We start from the raw sequence: 24,966 nt of genomic DNA on the forward strand, positions 1-24,966 counted from the left end.
TTTGGCAGCAGATAATTTATCTGCTGCCTATTTAATTTACTTTATTTCCATTTTTAAGTATTACCATTGGTGAAATGCAAATAAGTTTTGTAAAATATATATAGTTAATCTATTGAAACGGAGCGAACGGGATGGTAAGTATTAAAGATATTGCGAAAAAGGCGGATGTTTCGATTTCAACGGTTTCATACGCTTTAAATGGCAGTACGAAAATAACAGAGGAAACAAAAGCAAGGGTATTAAGAATCGCGAAAGAGCTAAATTATGTTCCGAATGCAGCAGCAAGAACATTAAAAAAACGAAATACGAATATCATTGGTGCATTTTTTACTGATTATAGTGGTCAATTTTTCGGACAGCTTTTGACTGGACTTCGGAAAAAATTAAATGAAGCAGGCTATGATCTTGTAGTTAGTACAGGAAAGGAATCCCATCGCTTTTTACCAGAAGGTATAATCGATGGTGCAATCATTCTAGATGCAAATTTTCTAGATGATGAAATTGTTAACTATGCAGAACGTGGACATAAGCTAGTCGTATTGGACCGGATACTAGAGCATTCCAATATTGAACGGGTATTATTAGATAATCAGACTGGTGCAGAAATCGCACTACATTATTTAATTGAAAAAGGCCATCAAAATATTGCCATCGTATCTGGACCAAATAATTCCTATGATTCTATTGAACGGATGAAAGCTGTAAATAAAATAATCCAGCAATACCCAAATCTCCAATTTTCTACGTATCAGGGAGATTTCGATAAACAATCAGGGGCAAAAATTGCCAAGCTATTAGTGGAGCAATATACAACACCAGTAGCAGTTTTTTGCTTAAATGATGAAATGGCAATTGGTATGTACCAATACTTAGAAACAACGGAATTCCATGTAGGAGAACATTTTCATATTATCGGCTTCGATAATATCGAACTTTCCCAGTTTTTGCGTCCTAGACTCGCATCAATTCACTATTCCAAGGAGGAATGGGGTTCAAGAGCTGGAGAACAAATATTAAAACTTATTCATAATGAAAAATCCGAACCACAAACGATTGAAGTATCGTTAATAGAGGGAAATTCCGTTCAAGGACCACATAAAAAATAGCCTCACATAAAAAATACCACCTATCATAATCTTTTGAAAGATTCATTATAGGTGGTAAATTTATTATTAGTTAAAACATACTACTAGCTCGGAATCGACTTTTCCATGTTTATTGGAATAAATATAGGTTAACACACCTTGTTTTTCTACTCGATAGTCATCACTTGTAGCTACGCCCTTCTCTGTTCTTAAAAGAATAACATCCTCAGCCTGTGTTAATCGAAATGCTATAGCTGAGTCCGAAACCTTCGTGATTTCTGCAGTTGAATAAACAACCTTACAATCTTTAAGCTGAACATTGATTGGTAGCATAACCCCATCCTTACTTTGTAGAAGGAATTCCTTACCATCTAATAAAGTTTCACCATTACTGTAAATTCTAAATGTCTTATCAAAACCATCTAGATTTAAAAGATGAATAAATTTTTCACCTTTCGAATTAACAGATGCCGTACTAAAGATGCCGTGTTCCGGACAATCATGTGTAAGTCCTGCCGTTAAGCCAATTTCTTTAAAAATTGAACGATAGAAATCAAGATCACATGGATATGCTGCAGCAAGGACGATTGCTCTTCCATTCCCCACGGTTGCATCAAGTCCACAAACCTCACCCGTCCCATAAACCTTTATGAGTGCGTAGGCATTTGGAGCTTTTAATGCTTGGGCAAAATGGGTCCGTTTTTCTGGTCTAGCTTCCACCCATCCTGAAGTATATACTGACAACCAATAGCGGTCAACATCGTAGCGTTCGGTCATTTCTTCAATTCCTAATGCTTCGGCTAAAATAGTACATGGATTACCTTCCATATCGAATTGTGGAACTTCTCCGTACAATATGATTGTTCCACCTTCATTCATATATTGAACTAATTTCGATTGAATTGTTTGATCCAAATACTTAGCAGATGGTACTACTAATACAGCCGCATTTTCTTTTGTAAATTGCTTGTTTTGAATATCTAGTGCTGTAAAGCGATAACCTAGTAGTAAAAGTGCACGTCCAACGCTTTCCCATGCACCAGCTCCACGATTTGCCTCGATATTTGCAAGAATTTCACGCATTTTTTTGCTATGAGGATAGCGATATTCGGTCATATAGTAATCAGGAATAAATGCGAATGCTACATCATCTCTTTCTTCGTTCATTGCCGCTAGTTTATCCGCAACTGCCATCATTGTTTGTATGGAGCGAGCCATTCGAGGGAATGTATAATTTAACTTCCCTGTTGGCCCCACTGGTGCTGCGAAGCCATGATGTTCGCCAGTAATTGCAATCCGATCATTTCCATCATGAACTAGCTCATCAAAACGATAATTTCTTCCACCAGCAAATAAATAGTAATTTAACAGACGATTTCCTTGGGCAATAGCCATTCTCGTTCGAAAATCAGCAGCAGATGGATCGATTCTGCCACCAAGATTATCTCCAAAATTACCGTCTCCACAGTTGAATTCTACTGAGGTTAATGGTTGATCAGGGGGATGTACCGCATCCATGAAACCATTAATAATATAATAATCTTGGAAATCGGTAACTGTTAGATCCCCAAAGTAAATATCAGAGCCTGATAAATAGCCTTCTTCTTGTGTGTAACTTTCGTATAATTGACTGATTCCGATAGGGAACGTGAAGCCTCTACCAGCAGATGTACCGTGAATATTTATGACAAATGGGATATCTCCAACACCGTATGCTTCAGAATACTTACGTAATTCCGCAACATACTTCGCGAAACGATATCGCATATAGTAGCCCAAATCTTTTAGTAGAAATAAAGAATATTCTTCACTAGGAGACCGCAACGCTTTATCTCTTGCTTCTTTATTATCGAAGTCAATCGGATAACGTCTTTGCAACTCTGCCGTTTCGTATTTTTCTTGTAGCCATTTTGAAAAATCTTCTAATGTAACATCGGTTAAATCTGGCGTATTACTTACCCAAGATAGCATCCCGATTTCATTATCTAATTGAACGGCTATCACATTCCCTTTCGGATAAACCTTCGGAGCAACCATTTCCATAATTGCCTTATACCATTTTTTTACATCCTGTAAATATCCAGGATGTAAATAATCCACTGTTGGTGTTGTCGCAGGATTTTCGTCCCAGCCAACTGGCACGATTTCCGGATGTTTTTTATAAATCCAATATGGTAATCCTTCATTTTTCATTTCTGCCATAATGAAGGGGCCAGGTCGTAAAAAGAAGTATAGTCCATTTTCATTGCATAAATCGATAAACGCTTCTAGATCTAACTCCGGACGAGTGTTCCCATGTAAATCAATTTCACCTTCGGTTGGTTCATGAAGTAACCACGGCACATAGGATGCAACTGCATTGCATCCTGCCATTTTTAATTTATCAATTCGGTCCTGCCAGTCTTCCCGATCCAAACGGTAATAATGAATTTCTCCACACATAATTAATTGAGGCTTACCATCTATTAAAATTTGTTTATTTTTAATTTCAATCATGTTTTTCAAGCTCCAATCTTTACGCTTTTATTTTTCTTTCCAGTTTAGAAGTTCAATACCTTTTTTCACATATTTATTTTTCATATATAAATCCCAAATCAATCCAGATTGATAGTTTTCAATCATTAGTAAAGTAATTCCTTTATCAATACCAATAACGTGATTTGCATACCATTCTGGTTCTACATCTAAATTGTAGGCGTCTTGAAAACCGTATTCTCCCCATAACTGCGGATGGTTTTCATAGAAATAATTTAAAGCAGCGATTGATTCTTCTGGCGTAAATACGATGGAGCCGGCTGCACCTGCTGGGGGAACTGTTCCCTCATTTGGTGGCGTTACATTTGGATAAAATGGTGGTCCACCTGGTACGATGTAACCATTTGGTGATGCACAGGCTGTTAGTCCCCATGAATTTTCATGGTACGTTTTTAAACCATTTGGATTGTCAATGCAATACTGGCGATTTGCGAGTGATGCTTTAACCGAATTAGCAAACCAATCGATTCCATCACTATCTAGTAAATTACGAAAATCAATAAAGGCATGAGAGAATTGATGAACGAATAAAGCACCACCTGGTGAGTTAATAAATTCATATGGACCGTAGGAACCAACTTTTCGCTCAAAGCCTTCATATATTTTAACTGGCACGGGATGGGTAGGTGATGCCACACCTAGTACATATTGTGTCATTTGCTCTGCGTACGTATCCCAATGGCCAAAACCCCCACGTTCCTTTGTATATCCCATGTAATATTGATTAACATCCTTGTCATAGTATACTGTCCAATCCATTCGGGTGTACAATTGGTCGACAAGCTCTTTAATTTCTCCACCAAAATATTCAGCTGCTACAATTGCACCATTAATAAATAAGGTTGTATCAATAATGGATGCACAATCATAGAAAGTTTCATTTTTTTTAGCCGTTTGGATATTTAAAAAATGATATAAAAAGCCACTATCATGTTCCACATTGTTTAAGCAAGTTTCTAATGTTCCTTTTGCACGCACATACCCTTCGTCATAAGTTATCCAGTTTCTTTCAATACCAATGACAATGGCAGCTAAACCAAAGCCAACAGATGCACTACTGGCAACTTTTTTATTTCCTGATTGATCTAAAATCAACCCATATCCAGGTGAATTGCTATCAGAATTAGCCTCATTCCAGAAAAAATCAAAACATCCTTTTGCTTCTAAATCCAACACTTTCGTTTTCGCCATCGTTATTCCTCCTATTCTATTATTCCCCTGTAATACCTGAACGATCGACACCTTCTACGAACCATTTTTGCGTTAAGAAATAAACAACTAATAATGGGAGGATCGATAATAATGTTCCTGCCATCCGAATACCCTCATTTATTTTATTTACATCTGCTTCAGCTCCGGTTGCGAACATCTGTGTATAGGTTGCAACAAATTGTTGAAGCGATAAAGGTAATGTAGTCAACTCATTCCCAAAGTATAGTGATGCTAAATATGTTTCATTCCAGTACCAAACAAATGAGAACAAGAATGAGATAATAAAAGCAGGCACTGCCATCGGAATTGCGATGGTAAAGAAGATTCGAAAATGTCCCGCACCATCCAGCTGTGCTGCTTCTTCTAATGACTTCGGAACCATTCGGAAAAATTGATAAAATATTAAAATGAATATCGCACTATTTAAACCTTGTCCACTAATTGCAGGCAACGTAAAGGCATTTAAGCTACCTAATAAGTTTAAATCACTAAAAAAGATATATTTCGGAATTAATGTTACTTGCGGTGGTATGATAAATGTCATTAATGCAAGTGCAAAAACTATCTTTTTTCCAGGAAACGTAAATCTTGCCAAACCATAACCGACAACTGCAGCAACTGCTGTCTGGGCTATAGATGGGAGTACAGTAACATACAGTGTTTCCAACAAGGTTGGGAAAAAATTCAAAACATCGTTCGCCTTCGAATAATTATCCAAATATAACTGGGTTGGAATCCAATTTACCAATGGATTTAATATATCATCCAAGCTTTTGAAGCTTTCCACTACCATGCGTAGGATTGGATATAAAAAGACATAGCCAATTCCTATTAATAGAATATAAACTAAAATCTTTAAAAGTAAGCCATCCTTCTCATTCATACCAAACAAGATTTTTTTAATCTTCTTATAAGCATCACTTTCTACTATTTTTCCAGCAAAGTTTTGCACTTGGGTCCCTCCTTAATATGCATGCTTTTTCCTTCTTTTCAATGTCATCGCTCCAACAACGATAGCAAGGACGACGGTAATAATTAAAAAGTAGATCCATGCTAGTGCAGAAGCATATCCAAAGCCGGTATCGACTTTAAACATATTACTTTGAATATGGCCAATGACTGTATTCAATGAAAATACGGAGAGATTGACTATCGTATAAACGACATTAACAATAATCATCGGAACAAGGCTTGGAAGTGTAATCTTCCAGAAGGATTCCCAAGTGGATGCCCCATCAACTTTGGCTGCTTCATATATTTGTGGATCCATTTTTTGTAAAGCAGCTAAAAATATTAATATTTGCACACCCGAGAACCAAAGAATAACTATCAGATTATCAATTAAGTAGAGTAGAAGTCCGATAATAAAGCCATCTCCACTTTGACTAAGCACACTTTCGATTTGTGATAATGCTGGAATCGTTGTTACCCCTTGATCAATTAATTCCTTTATAACGGGACCGCTAGAAATTATAACTGGCAGGAAGAATATCGTACGGAAAAACCCGCGGAATCTTACTTTTTTATTTAGAAGCAACGCAATAATGATCGAGATAACAATAATAATTGGGACTGAAACTAATAGCTGCTCTAAATATTGAAAAATATAATCTACAAAAACAACATCCACCCCAAAGGCGTAACGATAATTCTCAAAGCTAGTAAATGTTGTTTGAATTCCGCCGGTTGTTATTTTTACCTTTTGAAAACTTAAAAACAATGAATAGAAAAGAGGAAAAGCAGTAAAAATCAGAAAACCAATAATCCATGGTGATACAAATAATAACCCGATTAAACTATTTTTCGTGCTTAGCTTACTGAGTTTTTTCACTACTATCCCTCCCTATCCACTACTACATAGCTTTTTTCTGGTACATGTACTTCGTTGTATACATATTCTTCGTTGTTATAATTCACAATAATCGACTTCCCATTCGAGTATAGGACCTCTACAATTCCTGCTTCTAGTATTTTTCTATCCACGATAGTTGCACCTTCCACTGATTCTAGTGCATTTTTTACTGATGCATATTGATTGATAATATCCTCTTTCCATATATCAAATTCAGAAGTATAAACATCACTCGAGCTTGTATCTGCTAATAGATGGGAAGGTTCCTTCGTTAATAAGAAAGAAGGATATGCGCCATATTCCACCATTCGAAGCAATCCATCCTCAGGATTGGAATTAAAATTGGAATACGGAGCGTAATATGGTAAATACCCCTTTAATACAATTTGTAAAAATGGTACCGTATCTGTTTCATACATATAATTTGAGGAATACATAGGAATATCAAAAAATTTATCTGCATCCTTCCAGGCGTATACATTTGGTTCATATAAGGCAGTACGCCCAACATTTTTTTGTAGTTTCTCAAACAAGTCATGATAGATCGCTTTTGTTCCTTCTCTCGTTAGCACCTCAGAATCCTTGTAATCCGAAAATAATACATTCCCACTTGTTTCAATCGCTAAATATTCAATTCCGTATTTCTGATATTGTGGAACATCATCATCGGCGATTTGTAACGATTGATTTGGTGATAAATAATAAGAAGAAACTCCATTTACTCTTCCTGCAATAGTTTCAGAATTTATCCGTTTTGCAATATCTTTATTAGAAAATCCACTTGCTCCATCAAAAGCAGTTGTATAATCAGTGGAAAAGTAGATCGGTACTTCTTCATGTTTCAATGCAACAATGGTATTCAATACATCATCCTTATTCCCTAATGACTTTTCAAATGGGAACTTATCCGGTAGGCTACCAGTTAATCCGCCTTTTGACCATCCCTTATAAACAACAGAAAGATTGTCGACACCTTGTGCCTTTAATTGATTAACAAAACTAGGAATCTCAGAAATTGGTGTCATCGAAAGAACGGAATCCCATAATAGCCCTTCTTTCTTCTCTCCACCTAAAAATTCTAAACGAACATCTACTTTATCTTCTTGCTGCTCCAATTGTCCGCTATCTACTAAAAATTGCTGATATTTTTTCGCCATACCGATATAATCCGCTTCTTCATTACTTAAAAATACATAACGGAGCTTCACATTGACCGGATTCATATCTTTTTGGTAAACATAAATGCCACTCTTATCTTTACTTGTTGGTTGAAAATAATCATTTCGGTAACGGAATTGACTGGATACTCGATTGAAGTCTGTCGTAGCTCCTGCTGGGTATGCAACAATATCCCCATATAAATCTCCATCTTCTACTATGCCAATAAATCCATTTTGTTCTGTACCATGTACTGTTCCAAACACTGGCAATTTTACTTGCTCCGCTGGTAATACATAACTATCCGAGTAAATTTTTGATTCAACCCCTTCATCAATGCCATAAATGGAGCCGATAAATGGACTTACAGAATACTGTTTACTTTTCTCAAAACGAATTAATGCCCCGCTACCATCTGGAATAAACATATATCCTTGTATATCATCTTGATGTGCAGCACCTAAAAATGGATATACTTGCATGGAGACAAGCCTATTATATTTGTCTTCTTTTATACTTTCGTATGGTATGGAAACAACTAACTCATTTCCATCCAGCTCCACCTTTAACTGAAATTCAAGCTTTGCTTGGAATAGAAATATATCTGCTGTAAAACCATTATCCGTAAATTCAATTTCAGGAGTTGAATCATTTGTTAAAATACTTTCGGTCTTTAGCTTTCCTTGCCGATCTGTATAATCTATCGTTATAGCAGATTGTACAATTTGTTCCCAAGTATTATTTAATCGATAATTATCGGGATTATCTATTCCTGAACTCCATACGTAACCAGTTGTTTTATTTTCCAGCTTAATCGCTAACGAATCTTCATCTACATATAAAACCATTTCGTCGCTTTCAGCCGCTTTTGTAAACCCCTCTAATGATACAGCTTGATTTATCTCTTTAAGTGCAGGTTCAGGCTGTGTAAACTGAGCAGATGTGTAACGTAATGCCGATTGATGCGAATTTACTTCTTCCTTCTCTGCACCGTTCGAGTTTGCACCTAAAACATAATGTGTAATGAGACTAACAGGGAGAATGAAAAGGATTACTGCAACCATCATTTTTTTATACACGCAGTAAAACCTCCTTTATGATGGAATAGATAAAGTCATACACTTGATCTATTAACACGAATATTATGACCACTACCAATAATAAAATCGTAATACCAAACAGCGTTATGAAAATGTTTTTCAATGTCTCTGAGAAAGTAAAATTATGAATCTCTTTAATCATGATGAACAAAATAACAGCACACCATGCATAAATAATTGTCATCGAAAAACTATAAACAAATGCTTCATTTAATGTTAAGAAATTCGATATAAGTGTTACTGGTAAAACAAAAGAAAGATAAGGTACTAGTGAATAAGCTGTACCGATATAAATATCTCGGAATTTACCTTCTCCGTCATTAATGGTACTTACTAAATAGTTGACAATAATAAACGATACAATTGGTATAAAAATAATCGAGAATTCCATCAACAGATTAGCTTCCCCACTACGATTCGTTGAAAAGATAAAGCCTGTTTGAAAACGGAAAATTAAATAGAAAACGAAAAGAACAAAATATAGAATGGTTGCCGAAAGAATGGATCCCCTTCCTTTTCGTTTTAAATCATAGAAGCTATCAATGGGATGCTTCAAAAATCGAAACATAAACAGCAAATCACTAACTAGTTTATAAGCTGATAATCGTTTGAATGAACGACGAACTCCATGAAAGATAGAAAACTTCTTATCTAGCCATTTTAAAATAAAGTAAAGTGCGAGTATGCCGAGTGCATAATAGAAAATAATTTCTAAATGATCCTGCATCCATGTATAACGAACTTCCCAAAAAGCATCGCTATACCCTTCCACGTCCTTTGCCAGCCTATATTCTTCTAATGCTTTTTCATAATCTTGTTGCTTATAAAATGATTTCCCCATCGCCGTGTGGGCTAACCCAAAGGAAGAATTCAAATCAATAACAGATTCCCAATACTTTTGGCTTTCGACATATAAGCCTTCTTTATACAATGCAATCCCACTATGAATAATTTTTGAGAACTCTGTTGGTTCAAAAACTTGAACCATCCCTAGCTCTTTATCGGTAATAAAAAGAATACCTGTATCATCCACAGCAATACCACTCGGTTGTTTAAAAAGACCTTGTCTATTAGTGCCGTCATCCTTCCCTCCAAAAACAAATAACAAATCTCCGTAACTATCAAATTCAATAACAAGCCCATCTGTATTAAGGACAAATATGTTTCCATCTTTATCAACCGTAATGTCTACTAAATTGGAAAAATCAGTTATATATGGTGGCAACATATTTTGACCAGCAACATTCAGCTTTTTAACAACCTCATTTGTTGTACCCGCCGTAATTGTATAAATTAATCCACGATCATCAATAGAAATATTATTTGGAGCTGGTGGAGTTTTCATAAATAATCTTGATTTTTGCTCCTCTGATGCAAACATATCTCTTATAGCAGAAACAAAGGATACCTCTGTACGATTGACACCAAAATATCCTAAAAACTCTCCTTTATTGCTTAGCTGGATAATCCCATTGGTGGAGCCTTCACCAATAATATAAACATTCCCTCGCAAATCCACCGTTACCTTCTGTGGCTTATAGGGAGACTTACTTCCAAATAAAGGTGAATCTGGCTTTCCAAACTCCTGTTTCAACTCACCAGTATTCGAAAAGCGGAATACCTTTTCTTTTTCATAATCAGCTACATAAATATCTCCTTGCCTATCAACAAAAACACCGGTAGGCAAACCTAAAATACCTTCACCTATTACATAACTTTTGGCACCATTTTCCTTTGAAACTAATACCCTCTTTGCACCAGAATCCACTACATATATCGAACCATTATTATCAATAAAAATATCTTCAGGGTTAACGATCTCAGTATATGGGAATAAGTTTCCCAGTGGTTCGTACGCTGTTTGGGTTTCAATTAAATACCCATCTGCTGAAAGTGTTCCAGTCAAATATGGGGCAGCTGCCGATGCATCCTTTGAAAAGGGAAAAAGAAATAAAATATATGCACATAGGAAGACTTTTAAATATCGACGCATGTTCCTCCCCCTCATAGTTACTTAATTCCTGAATGAGCCATTGTATTCATTACTTGGCTTTGAAGAATAATAAAGATAATCAAATTTGGTAAGAACATTATTAAGGAAGCACTTGCTGCAATACCTTGTCCAGCGACTGTGTTTCCAGATGTTTGCGAAGCCAAAGTTGACATATAAAAGGAAAATGTTTTTAATCCTTCATCATTAATATATAGAGTCGAGGCTTCTACACTGTTCCAAACCGATTGGAATGATAAAATTGCCACAGTAGCAATCGCCGGCTTAATGAGCGGTAATATAATCTTCCAAAAGATTTTAAAATGAGAGGCTCCATCCATCTTCGCTGCCTCTATTAAAGAATCCGGTATTTGATCAATAAACTGCTTCATTAAAAACAAACCAATAGGCATCGCCAAAGCTGGCAAAATATGCACCCAAAATGAATTTATCAATCCGATATTTTCAATAAACAAATAGCGTGGAATTGTAACCGCAGCGGGTACAAACATTAACGCTACTGTATTAATTTCAAATAATACGCTCTTTCCTTTAAAACGCAGTTTGGAGAACGCATAACCTGCCATTGTTCCAAATAAAATCGTAAGCGCCATAACAATTACAGTTACTACGACACTATTGAATAAATACCTGGAAATTGGTATTCCAGAATCATTCGTTGCCGTAAATAGGTCGATAAAATTTTGAAATGTTGGTTTTTCCACAAAAAACCTTGGTGGAAAGGCGAACAATTCATCAATTGGTTTAAATGCATGGTTAAAAATATAGACGATCGGCATAATCATAAACAGAGCAAGCGGAATTAAATATGCATAAAACTTTAATTGGCTTTTATCAAACTTTGTCGGGTTAATTTTCGTACCTTGAAACGAAGCCATATATGTTCACCCTTTCTTAATCCTTATCTCCAAACAATCTCCAGGCTACCTTTGAAAATACATACACTAGTAATAAAAGGACAACAGAGATGGCCGCTGCATATCCCATTTCATAACGAATAAATCCATAATCATCAATATGGTTGACCATTAGCTGACCAGCATATTGAGGAGTTGGATTGGCACCCGAGAGCTGGACACCTATCGCTCCTGCTTGAAATGTATTTACTACTGCCATTACTGCCCCAAATAGCATTTGTGGTTTCATGGATGGAATTGTAATATAAATAATCTCTTGAAAACGATTTTTTATTCCGTCAATATAACCTGCTTCATATATTTCATTATCAATATTCAAGACACCAGAAAGCATCGCCAAAAATCCGACACCCATACTTCCCCAAAGGGTAACTGCAATCATGATAATCATTAAATATTGTGGGGACTGCAGCCATTGAATAGGCTCCAAAATAACTCCCATTCTTATTAAAAGGCTGTTTAAGTAACCAGCTTCATCACCACTGAAGATAATCGTCCACACAACCGCCATCGCAATCCCTGAGGTCATCGATGGTGAATATATGATTAATGCTAGGACAGTACGCATTTTCTTTGTAACCTGTGCCAATGACCAGGCAAGAAAGAAAGATAAAATATAGCCACCCGGTCCGACAATTAAGGCAAAGGTTAATGTATTTGGCAATACATATTGCATGAACACTTGATCTTGCGTAATAAGATTGACGTAATTACTTAAACCGGTAAAGGTAGGTGCCTCAATGGCATTAAAATAAGTAAAAGATAAGGCGATGGCTGAAACTACCGGGATCACAATAAAGCATAAAAACAATAGTAAATATGGTGATAGAAATCCCCAAGGTGTTAAATTTAATCTTCTACTCTTCATTTTCATTGCCACCCCACTCCATTACTTGTTCAATGGTAGGAATATGATAAGGTTTTACTACTTGTCCATTTTTCATATAACCAAACTCCTCCATTTTTCGAATCATCTCCCGGTTAATGGCAATAACAGAGTCATCAATTGCTGCTCGTGTATTCTCGCCTTCAAACACAATTTTATTCCAAATATTACTAATTTCCCGTTCTAAAATATAGGATCCAGGTGTCTTCGGAACTTCCTTCAAATATTCCCATTGCGCTAAGATTGTTTCTTTATGTTCTTCTGGCCAAGGAAGATTTTTAAAAGCTTCTAGGTTAGCTGTATTCCACATATATTCGGGACCGTAAAGCAATTGTAATGTGTTAGCAAATTCCGTTTGCGTATCGGTTGACATCCACCACTTTAAAAACTCCCAAGAATCATCTGCACTCTTCGTACCATTAAATATCATTCCAGATTGACCAGATCCTGTCGCCCATCTGGAAACAGTCCCATCCTCCTGTTCAACTCCTGGATATGGTGAGATGTCCCACCATCCCGCAATTTCTGGTGCTGCAGAGGTTAACTGCACATATGTGGTAAAATTCGCGATCCCTACAGGCAATGTGGAATATCGAAAATGATTATAAAAATTTGGCACTTGCATCGGCATACTATAAATTGTATTTAAATCGGCCATGAATTGAATAGCCTGCAATGATTCTTCTTCGTCAATTGCTGTTAGCATCCCATTTTCGGAATATAGCTCTCCACCAAATTGGTATACGTACGGTACAGTAGTAGCAAACGGCTTCGAACCTGTCGCACCTGCAATTGGTGTATAGTAATTCATTCCATATCTCTGTAATTCTGGTAATATTTGTACAACATCATCCCAAGTATTTGGCACTGGAATATTTAACTTTTCCAAAATATCTTTCCGATAAAATTGCACAAAGAAATCTTGCGTTTCAGGAATTGCATAAACAGAATCATCAATCATTAACGGCAGGAATGCACCAGGTGAAAACTGCTTACTATAGCTCTCAAAATCACCAAATTGATGTAGGTCGTATACTGCATCCCGAATCGCTAATTCATATGGCAACCAGTTACTTACTCCGATTGCAACATCCGGCTGATTATTGGCTGCACTAGCTAAAATCAATTTACTTTCATCCGGCATAATCGAGAATTGTACTTTAATGCCTGTTTCTGGTGTAAATGATTGATCCGCAAGGTTTTGTATTAATTCAACATATTGTCTAGGCCGATTTACCCATATTTCTAGTGTATTTTCATCTGCACCATCCGCTGAATAGTTACCAGCTGTGAAAGATTGTACAAATCGTTTAATATTAAATGCTGCCGTTTTCCAAAATGATGCACGATCCTTTGGTATATCTTGATCGCCATGCACATAAAAACGGTCCACTAACAGTGGCTGTTTTGGTAGTTCTAATAATAAATTTCCTAACAGCTGTGTAACAGAAGATGAGCCTTCTGTAAGCTCTGTTAATCGATTTGGAATTTCATTAGGTTTTTCATTTAATGTTCTCAGCTTTTGAACAGCTAAATTTAGTGAAACAATATCTTGTGAATCGTCACCGTTATATAATTCCTTCAGGTATTTGCTTTCTTCATCTAAACGATTCGCCCAATTATCTAATTGTGCTTCTATATCAGGGAAAAACTCTGTAATATTCCATTCTCTTGATTTGTCATCCTGATTTCCAGTTAACTTTTTGATAGATAAAGATAAATCCTGCATTTCGGTTATAACTTGATTAATCGTATTAATCGTTCGATTAACTGGAGAAGCATCTGCCTGTAGTGATATTTCGTGTTCTCCTTCAGAAAAATAAAATAAATACGGGTCACCCTTTTCATCATCTATCGTAGAATTTGTCCACTTTTTATTAAATTCAAATGGATAATGGGCTACTTCAGAAAAAGGAATTTCCCCATCAATTAAAACGTTCCGGAAAACAGTACCACCAGTAGTTTTATTTTGAATTACCTTAAATGTTAATCGATAATATCCCGCTTCCTTAATTGAAACGTTCCAATTAATTTGTTGACCACTTTCTTCCCAGGACTCTCCACCTACTGAGTTTAATAATAAATATTTTGGATCATTCGGTACGACCGATGAATCTACTGTTGCAATTGGTCTTATAAAGGAGCTGTTCTTTGTATAATCAATTTCACCTTCGTGAATAATTAATTCTTTACCTTCTTCTCCATCTGGAAGCTGATCGGTATATTCTTTATACGAAGGAATCCTAGTTGGGGAATGTACATATACTTTTCCTACTAACATTTCTCCTCTTAAATGGGAAAGTGTGATTTCATTACTTCCTTCTTTTAGGAAAAATTTAAGTGGCTGGGACTGTAAATGACTAGCATCCTCTGCAGAGATTTGTCTCCAATCGGTTAAGGATACTTGCTTTGGAATAATCTCATTTCCAAAACGATCCTTTTCAAATTCATCCTGTGCATTTTTCCATACACTTGGAAAAACAATTCGTCGACTTTCATAATATTGATATTCTCTGTTTACAAGAACAGATCCCTCAATTGGAATCACTTCATTACCAATCGGATAATAATCAAATGAAAGCTCGTACAAACCGTCAGATGGCACTGTTACTTCCAATGACAGTGATGGATTTTGATCGTTCCAATGGATTACATTATCTCCATACCCCATACTTTCTTCACTAGAAAGAAGATTCAAATCATCCGAATTCAAAAAATTGGAGGGAGCTACAAACGTCTCAAAATTAGAGACGTTCGTAACCCCTTCCTTTTCCCATTTTTCTAGGACTGTATGATAGCGGTCTTCTATTACTGTTTCGGTATTTTGAATTTCAGCAGTTTGATCAGCAGTTTCGTCTGCTGGTTGATCTGTACTACCATTAGCTTCCGCATGAGATGTAAATGGCGGCATAACTAGTAGTAGTATCAGTATCAAACTTATTGCCTTTTTGAAACTCATACTATCAAACCTCCCTAGTTTCACATTATTGCATGGACTCTAAAACTTCATCATGTTTTGCATTTGCTAATTCTTCTAATTGTGCTGCATAGTCTTCAACCTTTAAATCACCAGTAATGAATGAAGTGATTAATTGACCTGCTGTTGCATTTTCAAATTCGCCCACTTTCACACCAGTAGTGCCATCAAATCTTGATTCAGTGTAGCCAGGAACTGTCTTGAATGGTTCTAGGATTGCGGTATCAATATTGTCATAAGCTTTACGTACACCAGGGATATCTAAACGAGAAAAATACTCATCTACTACTTCTTGGTCAGTACTAATTGGTAAGGAGTTTACTGGAATACCCATTTCATCTGCAATTTCTAAACGTTTGAAGAATCCATCTTTACCAAAGGACATCCATTTAGCAAATGTATATACTTCTTCAGGATGTTCTGTTGTAGCAGAAATTCCTAATAAGTCATTTGTGATTGCTGTTCTTCCTCCAGGTAGTCCAAGGAAGTCAAAGTCGAAAGTTGCTTCTGTTGCATAACTTGCATTTGCCCAAGTTCCATCCCATCTAATTGCAATTCCACCATTTAACCATACTTGTCCAGCATCTTGCGCATTAAAGTTTGCTTTTTGATCCTCTGTTAAGGAATTGTATGTGTAAGAGTTTGTTTCTAATTCTTTCGCAAAGTTCATTGCACTAATAAATTCTGTGCTATTTAGGGAATAACTACCGTCTTTGTAAGTAAACCATCCCATATCTGGGTTAACTGCTGCTGGATACCAATCAGGAATATTGTTTGCGTCCATTAGACCAACTACCCCTGCATTAATATCGGTAATGCCTTTAATTGCTGCTTCAAATTCTTCTACGGATGCACCGTATTCTGGATAGTCAAGGTTTGCTTCGTTAAACAAATCTTTGTTTACATAATAACCAAGCATATGTTGTGCAAAAGGAACCGCAACTAATTTATCGTTGAATTTAATAGACTGTTGTACTGTTTCTGAAACTTTAGCAAACTCTTCATCTGCTTCTGCAATACTTGTAATATCCATTACCCAATCATTTGATAATGCCAATGGTAAGGAAGACATTGCAAAAACATCCGGCATTTTACCTGCACTTGCTGCTGCAGATAATGAGCCATTCCAATCAGCAGAATCGATAGATTGATCGATTTCCACATGAATATTTGGATATGCTTCTTCAAATGCTGCAATCATTTGGCGTTCAATATTATTTTCTTCTTCTGTACCAAGATTCCAGTTAGCATACTTGATTGTTACTTGCTCTTCTTTTTTACTAGTATCTCCGTCTTTTTTACCTGCTTCATCTGAATTACCAGAGCATGCAGCCATTACAAAAATGAAAGAAAATGCAATTAATAGTGATACAAGTTTTTTCATATTGGTATTCTCCTCTTTGGATTATAATTTATATAGAAAATATCCTTTCAGATATCTCCTTACACTATTTTGCAAACCATTGTATCTGTTCGATTTTCTTTACAGAACAGATTCGAATTTTATATCGATTGGAATCCAATGTTTCTACTTGGATTTCATTATTTTCGGAATGTGGAATCCAACGAGATGAAGCAATAACAAATTCTTCTTCCTCTTGAACGATTTTAACTGTTAATGTTAGCTTGTCCGCTTCCACAATAACCTCAAAAATTTCCCCAGTTGCCATCTCCACTAATAAATCATCGTGGATATGAACATTTCTAGGTAGCATTAGCCCTGTTTTTGCAGGAATTTTTAATGATTTCCCATGGAATAAAGTTTCACCCTTATAGACAATGGCACTCGTCTTCTCATATTCATCAAAATTATTTAAGAAGAAAAATTCCCTTCCACTTGGATGATTTCTTACAGTAATATCTAATTCATCATCTCTTTCCAATCTTTTGTGAATCCCAGCTGCTTTTGCTAGTTCCTCAATAATCTCTCGCTTATATTCAAAATCTAGCTCCAGCCCAACACCAAACACAATCACTTTTCCTGTACCGATTTCTTTTTCAAAAGCGATGACATCGCGATTGTTCTCTTCTATCCAAGCGAATGCTCCATCGGTTTGGTCATAAATTTCTGCTTGATAGATACTTACATTTTCTATTGCTCCAACTGTCGCAAACCCACCATGCTTAACGCCTTTCACTTGAATCCCAAGATAATCTTTTAATAAAGTACATGGTCGATTTTTCATATCTTTCTCTGGGATTTTTGGAAATAGAATTAAATTGCCGCCTGCTTCCAAGTAATTCATCAGCTTCATTTGAATATTTTCGTCCATCCATTTGGTTGAAAATACCCAAAGGGTCGGAATTTGTAACGGATCCAATTCTTCCTCATTTAATAGATTGTAAGCATCAAATATATAATTATTACTGCGAAGTCCTTTTGCTATTCCATTAAATAAGTAAGCTTCCCGCTCATGTTGTATCGAATCTATCATTTCTTTTGTATATTCATCATAAAAGTCAGTCATAAAATAATCAGGATAAAATCCTAAATACGTATCGACCTCTGGAATCGTATCTACAAGTTCTTCCTCAAACACTTGGAACATGGATCCTAAATGCTGAATCACTGAATAATGCGGACGTTTTTCACCTTTAATCCCAAGTGGTGCCTGCCATTCATGTCGTTTACCGTGAATTCCGATATTTTCATAGTTCTCACCACTAACAAACATGTAGTAGTTAATACCATTCATACCATCCGCCACACAAAGCCTAGTCGTTAAGTCAAAAGTCGTTGGCTGTAGTCTTGGCTTATCATGAATGCTTCCACCTTGAAATTCGGCAGAGAAGAGTGGTTGTTCACTCCATTGAACCGATTTTGTGAAAGCGTTTGCCAAAACAATATCAATATAATTGTCATATTCGATATTCCCTATATAATAGTCACCAGCCATTAAAACATTTTCAATTTTTGCTACTTCTAGCAGCTGTGAAATACCGATTGGATACATTGTACCCCGCTTCAATAAATCAATCGTATGAAAGCCATGAATATTAACGACATATGGGACTTGAATTCCAAAATTATCAGCCAGCTTTTTCAAGTATTCAATAAAAGCTCGATAATGCTTTCGTAAAAATAAACTAAATTCATTTCGTAGCGGATAGGCATTTTCCTTTTCTGGTCTTTTCACTAGTTGCTCCAATGACGTCGAAAGCTGTTCCGTTGGAAATTGAAACGTTCGTTCAAAATCGGTCTTATCTGGAAATTGATCCAGTAAATATTGCTTAAATAATTTAATGGTTTCCGGATTAAAATCTGGTGTATTAGTTACCCAATGAAACATTCCAACCTCATTATCTAATTGGAAGAATATAACTGGACCACCATTCGTAATTTGATAGGCTTTGACAATATTACAAACGTGCGCGTACCATTTTTTTACTTTTTCTAGAAAAAGAGGATGCATATAGCTTACTACTCTTGTCGGGTGGATTGCACCTTCCCTTGTCTTCGCTACCGCTTCTGGATAATTATCGATAAACCATGATGGAACACCATGATCAATAATCTCAGCCATTACATATGGGCCAGGGCGTACTAAACAGTACATTCCCTCTTCCTTGACGATTTCAAGAAATGTCTTTAGGTCACGTTCTGGTCTTGTTTTACCAGTTAAATCTATAGAACCCTCTTCCATTTCATGGAATTTCCAAGGTACATATGTACTTACCAAATTTAATCCTGCTTCTTTTAACTGTTTAATTCGATTTCTCCATTCCTTTTGTGGAACACGGAAATAGTGAAGTTCGCCACCATAAATAAGGGTTTTGTTACCATTGATTACGATATTTTTTCCTTCGATGCGAATCATACTACACCTCGTCAACCTGATTCTCGACTTTCCAATTCTATTGGTAATGGCATCGGGTCGAAATCATATTTTTTATCAAGCATTTGGAATAAAGTTTGTGCTGCAATAATTCCCCATTGCTTTCTAGGAACTTTTATCGTTGTCAGTGATGGGCTAACATACCTGGATAAAGTAATATCATCAAACCCAATAACCGCTACATCCTCTGGTACTCTGAAATGATTTTCTTGTAATGCATGAATTGCACCAATTGCCATTTCATCGTTCCCGCAAACAAATGCTGTCGGAATTTTTCCTGAGGCTATTTGCAAATAGTTTTTCATGCCTAGATAGCCACTATATTCTGTAAAATCTGCACGAATTAAATCTGCTTCGTTAAATTGCAAACCAGTTTCATCTAAGCTTTTTCGAAACCCATTTAAACGCTGTTCCCCATCAAATGAATAATTTGCCCCGGCAATATAACCGATTCGACTATGTTCTTTACTTACTAAGTAATCAACAATCATTCGGGATCCTTCTTCATTTGGAATCAACACATTTTTTATAAAAGGATTGTCCAATTTACGGTCAAGTACAACAAATGGTGTTTTTTCATTTACAATTGATGTTAATAATTGATCTTCAATATGATAGTTTAATATGATTGCACCATCTACATAGCTCTCCACTAGCAAACGATGAGAATCGACAGAGGCACAAACAACTAGCTCGTAATTATTTTTCATTACTTCTGTTTGAACACCTTCGACCATATCGTTTAATGATGGTCCGGTAAAACCACTTAAAAATAGACCAATAATATTTGTCTTTTGCTCTTTAAGATTTTTCGCCAGTCCATTCGGACGGTAACCAATCTCGTTTGCCACTTTGCGGACTTTTTCTTTCGTTTTTTCAGAAATTAAAGAACTATTATTGATAGAGTAGGATGCTGTCGAAACACTCACTCCTGCGCGTTTTGCCACATCCTTCAAAGTTGCCAATTATCTATCAGCCCCCTAAAATTGTAACGTTTCAATTTTACTTACAAAAAAAATCAAACATCAATTTAAACGTTTCGACAACTTGATTATATACCCAGCTGAAATCGTTTGCAACCAAAACTTTCAAAAAAAATGGAAAGTTATTTCCCAATCCTTAATATTCTTAGTCGCCACAGTTCGACGATTTTCTACAAATTTCTAATAAATGATGTACTTAAAGCTGTACTCGTGTAATAACTGGGTAATGGTCCGAAGGAAAACTATTCTCTATTTTATCTCTATCAATCTTCGTTTCCAGTACTTGAATATTGTTTGTGACAAAAATATAATCGATAGGCTCTCCATCCTTAACACCTTCAAACGCATGATACGTACTTCCTAGTTGTCCCTGTAGTTTTTCATAAGCATCACGTAATTCAGTTACAACATTATGAATAGGCTGTGTTCCGTGAAGAAAGCGAATCACATTATTTTCTGGGGTACTATTGAAATCACCCATAAGAATGATTGGAAGATTTGTTTTTTCCTGATGCTCTTTTATTTTTTCTAAGATTAAATGAATACCATTTTCTCTTGCCTTTTGACTGATATGATCTAGATGGGTATTATACACAATAAATTGTTGCATTGGATCCGCTAGAAAGCGAAATCTAACCCACGTACAAATTCTCGGAAAATCACTTTCCCAACTAATACTATTAGCAACTAGTGGCTGTTCAGATAACCAAAATTGGCCATTATCCACTACTTGCAGTAATTGCTTTTGATAAAATATTGCACAATACTCGTCCCTTTTCCCGCCACGTCGTCCTTCACCAATCCATTCATATTCTGGTAAATTTTCCTCTAGCGCTTCTAACATATAAAGTAGACCCTCTTGTGTTCCAATGATTATCGGTTTATGCTTTTCTATCATCTTTACTACTTTTTCTTGTCGAAAGCTCCACGCATTCAGCCTATCGTTTGGAATATCTACTCGTAAATTATAGGTCATTACCGAAAATTCCATCTTAATTCCTCCTTCATTTTTATCTTCTTACAGCTATCTACTTGACTATTATTTATCTTTTCAATGAAAAAATGCAAGTATTTGTTGAAACGTTTAACTAAGCTATATATAATGGTTTTGTACATTTTTCTGAAAATGCTTACAAAATATTCTAGTTCTAGAAAGGAAGAAAGGTATGAAAATTCTGTATATTGATGTTGATTCCTTACGTCCTGACCATCTAGGAAGCTATGGTTATCAACGGTCTACATCTCCGAATATTGATAGTGTTGCAGAAAGAGGTGTTCGATTCGAAAATTATTATGCCTCAGATGCACCATGTGCACCTTCACGAACAGCTTTATTCAGTTCTAAATTCGGTATTCATAATGGACTCGTAAATCATGGTGGACTACAAGGAGATATACGCCCAATCGGTAGTGATCGCCCATTCAACTATCATCATACGGAGCATCAAGCATGGGTTGATACTTTACGATTTAAAGGTTTACATACCGCGATTATTAGCCCTTTTGCTGGTAGACATGCAGCATGGCATATTTTACAAGGATTTCTAGAAGTGCATGATACTGGTAAGCATGCAGGAGAAACCGCAGGTGATGTTTCGAAAGAGGCAATTCGGTGGATAAAAGAAAGAGGTACGGAAAAACAGGATTGGTTTTTATATCTTAATTTTTGGGACCCACATACACCATATCGCACGCCTGTAGATTATGGAAATCCATTTAAAAATGATCCTGCTCCGGACTGGTTAACAGAAGAAATTATTGAAGCACAACGGAATAGCTACGGACCGATGAGTGCAAGAGATTTACCTAGAGGAAATCAATGGCCAGGATTGCCTGCTGAAATAGGTTCCCGTGAAGATTTTAAAAACTGGATAGATGGGTATGACACTGCTATTCGCCATGTCGATGATCATATCGGGTTAATTTTTAATGCGTTAAAAGAGGAAGGATTATTTGAGGATACAATCATCATTATTTCTGCTGATCATGGGGAAAATCAAGGGGAGTTAAACGTATATGGCGATCACCAAACGGCAGATCATATTACGAGCCGCATCCCATGCATCATTGCTGGACCTGGAATTAAGCAAGGACATGTGGATGATGATTTCCATTATCAAATCGATTTCGGTCCAACGTTTACCGAATTCGTAAATGGCCGTCAAAGCATAAAATGGGATGGACAAAGCTTTTTACCAGCATTGACAGAAGGGAAATCAACTGGACGCGAATTTCTTGTACTGAGTCAACAAGCATGGAGCTGTCAACGAGCTGTTCGATTCGATCATTGGATCTTAATTCGAACATACCATGACGGCTTAAAGGATCTCCCAGACCTTATGTTATTTGATATTGAAAACGATCCACACGAAACGACGAATCTCATAAATGAAAAACCAGAGGTTGTTGCGAAAGGATTACGCTTTTTAGATCAATGGGTGAGTGAGCAAATGAAAATATCTGACTCACCAGTGGACCCGATGTGGCAAGTCATTCATGAAGGTGGACCATTCCATACAAGAGTTGACTTTGCATTGGAAGGTTATATAAATAAACTTCGGAAAATGGGACGGAATGTTGCAGCAGATCGTTTGGAACAGCGCTATTCTAATAATAAAGTAAATGCGTAAAAAAGAAGGTGTCCCATGGACACCTTCTTTTATCAAATGCTTCCTGCTTTTTTCTCGAGAATATTTCACAGCATTTTTAAATTTCCCTTTCACTTCCACAAATAAACCATTCATTCATCTCGGTTACTTATTACAGGCTAAATTACATGCTTCGGAAACTGTTTTCCACATTCCTTTAATATATCCTCTAATGGAGGATATATAACCTGCTGTCAAATGAATCATTTCTGTTTTTTATATTACCCTCTTATAAAAAGCAAGTTATTGACCAATGGAAAACTCTTCATCCGTTAATAAATGCTCTGGATCTTTCCCTATTTCGTCTTTATGGAAATAATCTCTTATACTACCATCTGTTAAATAGTTAGTAATGGAGATCATTATCATTCCTTGGTCGAGCGATAAATATGTTTTTGCAACTTTATTTGTTTTCAGATTGATTGTGTCATAAAATCCAAGTTCTCCATAGACACCAAGTTCTTTTAATTTTTTGATATTATCAGAGACTTCCTCTGGTGCGTAATCTAATGCTAGTATGGATGCATGCGGAGTAACAGTTGCCCGATCCTCATAGCCGCTTGTTCCTAATTCTTTCACGCCAAATTCTTGGTAACTATTTTGCGTTGCTGCAGGTGAGAATCCCCAAGCTGGATAGTTCATATTTTCCGCATACTTTATTTGTGCCTCTACATATCGAGCATCATTTAAACCTAGTGCCTTCGTTCCTAGTTCTTTTTCATTCAAATAAAGCGTTGGCATTAATGCTTCGAACATACTTCCTCCCCAGCTCGGAACATACTTAATACCTTCGTATTCATAGTGACCTTCATAAACATTGATACCGTTAATGTTTACATACTCACCCTCTGGTTGCTGCGACTGCCAATTATCCTTTGGAAGGAATGTGCGATATAGCTTAAACCAATGGTCTTCCGGTACATCCCCTTTTCCGATAGATATATAACTTGCTAATCTTGTTTCAGAATATAACATCCCATAGTGAGAGTCTGTATACTTACCTTGTGCTACATCATAGCCGCCCCATAATTGTCCAACCTGTGGATCATATAATTTTGCATAATCCATTTTTTCAATCATTGGCTCTGTCAATTTATTTAGTTCTGGAAAATATTGTCCCGTTACAACTAGTGCTGCCGTTAACCACCCATTATCAACGGTAGAAATGAACTGTCCCCAGTCTTTTTTAACAGAGCCATCCTTTGTGTTGTACCAGTTATAAAATAAACCATTCCATTTTTCCATTTTCTCTAAAGTATTGACTACCACTTTAATATTATCCTTCGCATCCGCTTTTGAAATAATCCCTAACTTGGCTGCAGAAATAGTGCTTGTCATATACATTGCAATATTCGTAGGAGATGTATGGCCAGATGTCACAGTTTCCCCGTTCACATCCACACGATCATCTGTAAGACCAGTATCTGGATTCGTATAGGTAGAGAAAAATTGATACGTATCCTCCGCTATGGAAAATAGTTCCTCTTCAAATTCCCCTTCCAATGGAATCTTAGTTGCCTGCCTATTATTCAAACTAAACACGATTATTGCAACGACTAGAATAACGATAACAATACTTGATATAGCTATTAGTATCTTTTTATTCAAATTATAATCACCTTGTTTCTATAATAATTACCCATACTTCCATTTATGTAAAAAATGCAGTTAACCCCATCACATAAATAACAACTAATCTTAGAAAACAGCCTTAAAAAAAGTTGGGCAAAATTTTCAAGTATTACTTTCTTCATTTTTTACAATTA

General features: G+C 36.2%; 16 protein-coding genes. 2 read left to right on the forward strand and 14 right to left on the reverse strand.

All coding sequences use genetic code 11. From position 1 onward, the window contains the following. Nucleotides 1-131: 131 nt before the first annotated feature. The gene (locus OEV98_RS03725) at nucleotides 132-1,106 is read left to right on the forward strand and encodes a LacI family DNA-binding transcriptional regulator (RefSeq protein ID WP_263071856.1); all 975 of its coding nucleotides are present in this window, start codon (nucleotides 132-134) and stop codon (nucleotides 1,104-1,106) included. 66 nt (nucleotides 1,107-1,172) lie between these two features. On the opposite strand, the gene OEV98_RS03730 is transcribed toward OEV98_RS03725, so the two are convergent. The 13 genes from OEV98_RS03730 to OEV98_RS03790 all read right to left on the reverse strand — a co-directional run bounded on the left by OEV98_RS03730 (nucleotide 1,173) and on the right by OEV98_RS03790 (nucleotide 21,543). Continuing rightward, complete coding sequence (locus tag OEV98_RS03730) at nucleotides 1,173-3,581, reverse strand: beta-galactosidase (RefSeq protein ID WP_263071857.1); 2,409 nt, start codon at nucleotides 3,579-3,581, stop codon at nucleotides 1,173-1,175. Between the two features lie 27 nt (nucleotides 3,582-3,608). Beyond that, entirely contained in the window at nucleotides 3,609-4,811 is a 1,203-nt protein-coding gene (locus tag OEV98_RS03735; protein ID WP_263071858.1) for a glucoamylase family protein, read from the reverse strand. Nucleotides 4,812-4,830: 19 nt separating this feature from the next. Then, the gene (locus OEV98_RS03740; RefSeq protein WP_263071859.1) at nucleotides 4,831-5,784 is read right to left on the reverse strand and encodes a carbohydrate ABC transporter permease; all 954 of its coding nucleotides are present in this window, start codon (nucleotides 5,782-5,784) and stop codon (nucleotides 4,831-4,833) included. Nucleotides 5,785-5,796: 12 nt separating this feature from the next. Continuing rightward, the gene (locus tag OEV98_RS03745) at nucleotides 5,797-6,663 is read right to left on the reverse strand and encodes a carbohydrate ABC transporter permease (RefSeq protein ID WP_263071860.1); all 867 of its coding nucleotides are present in this window, start codon (nucleotides 6,661-6,663) and stop codon (nucleotides 5,797-5,799) included. 2 nt (nucleotides 6,664-6,665) lie between these two features. Beyond that, a complete protein-coding gene (locus OEV98_RS03750) occupies nucleotides 6,666-8,921 on the reverse strand; it encodes a DUF5696 domain-containing protein (protein ID WP_263071861.1) in 2,256 nt (751 codons plus the stop codon). After that, nucleotides 8,914-10,935, reverse strand: coding sequence for a YIP1 family protein (locus tag OEV98_RS03755; RefSeq protein ID WP_263071862.1), 2,022 nt, complete (start codon nucleotides 10,933-10,935; stop codon nucleotides 8,914-8,916). The genes OEV98_RS03750 and OEV98_RS03755 overlap by 8 nt, the downstream gene beginning before the upstream one ends. 17 nt (nucleotides 10,936-10,952) lie before the next feature. Beyond that, on the reverse strand, nucleotides 10,953-11,831 hold the full coding sequence (locus tag OEV98_RS03760) for a carbohydrate ABC transporter permease (RefSeq protein WP_263071863.1): 879 nt from the start codon (nucleotides 11,829-11,831) through the stop codon (nucleotides 10,953-10,955). Nucleotides 11,832-11,847: 16 nt separating this feature from the next. Further along, on the reverse strand, nucleotides 11,848-12,738 hold the full coding sequence (locus tag OEV98_RS03765; protein ID WP_407676488.1) for a carbohydrate ABC transporter permease: 891 nt from the start codon (nucleotides 12,736-12,738) through the stop codon (nucleotides 11,848-11,850). Beyond that, on the reverse strand, nucleotides 12,728-15,715 hold the full coding sequence (locus tag OEV98_RS03770; RefSeq protein ID WP_263071865.1) for an extracellular solute-binding protein: 2,988 nt from the start codon (nucleotides 15,713-15,715) through the stop codon (nucleotides 12,728-12,730). The genes OEV98_RS03765 and OEV98_RS03770 overlap by 11 nt, the downstream gene beginning before the upstream one ends. 25 nt (nucleotides 15,716-15,740) lie before the next feature. Then, entirely contained in the window at nucleotides 15,741-17,117 is a 1,377-nt protein-coding gene (locus OEV98_RS03775) for an ABC transporter substrate-binding protein (protein ID WP_263071866.1), read from the reverse strand. Between the two features lie 64 nt (nucleotides 17,118-17,181). Further along, entirely contained in the window at nucleotides 17,182-19,551 is a 2,370-nt protein-coding gene (locus OEV98_RS03780) for a beta-galactosidase (protein WP_263071867.1), read from the reverse strand. Nucleotides 19,552-19,562: 11 nt separating this feature from the next. Beyond that, entirely contained in the window at nucleotides 19,563-20,534 is a 972-nt protein-coding gene (locus OEV98_RS03785; RefSeq protein ID WP_263071868.1) for a LacI family DNA-binding transcriptional regulator, read from the reverse strand. A gap of 214 nt (nucleotides 20,535-20,748) precedes the next feature. After that, nucleotides 20,749-21,543 carry an endonuclease/exonuclease/phosphatase family protein gene (locus OEV98_RS03790; RefSeq protein WP_263071869.1) on the reverse strand — a complete coding sequence of 265 codons (795 nt, stop codon included), beginning with the start codon at nucleotides 21,541-21,543 and terminating at the stop codon, nucleotides 20,749-20,751. A 175-nt stretch (nucleotides 21,544-21,718) separates the two neighbouring features. On the opposite strand from OEV98_RS03790, the gene OEV98_RS03795 reads away from it, so the two are divergent. Then, the gene (locus OEV98_RS03795) at nucleotides 21,719-23,182 is read left to right on the forward strand and encodes a sulfatase family protein (RefSeq protein ID WP_263071870.1); all 1,464 of its coding nucleotides are present in this window, start codon (nucleotides 21,719-21,721) and stop codon (nucleotides 23,180-23,182) included. 261 nt (nucleotides 23,183-23,443) lie between these two features. Here the strand turns inward: OEV98_RS03795 and OEV98_RS03800 are convergent, their stop codons facing one another. After that, the gene (locus tag OEV98_RS03800; protein ID WP_263071871.1) at nucleotides 23,444-24,808 is read right to left on the reverse strand and encodes a glucoamylase family protein; all 1,365 of its coding nucleotides are present in this window, start codon (nucleotides 24,806-24,808) and stop codon (nucleotides 23,444-23,446) included. Nucleotides 24,809-24,966 lie beyond the last annotated feature (158 nt).

This window comes from Perspicuibacillus lycopersici (genome assembly GCF_025660475.1).
Classification (GTDB): Bacteria; Bacillota; Bacilli; order Bacillales; family Caldibacillaceae; genus Perspicuibacillus; species Perspicuibacillus lycopersici.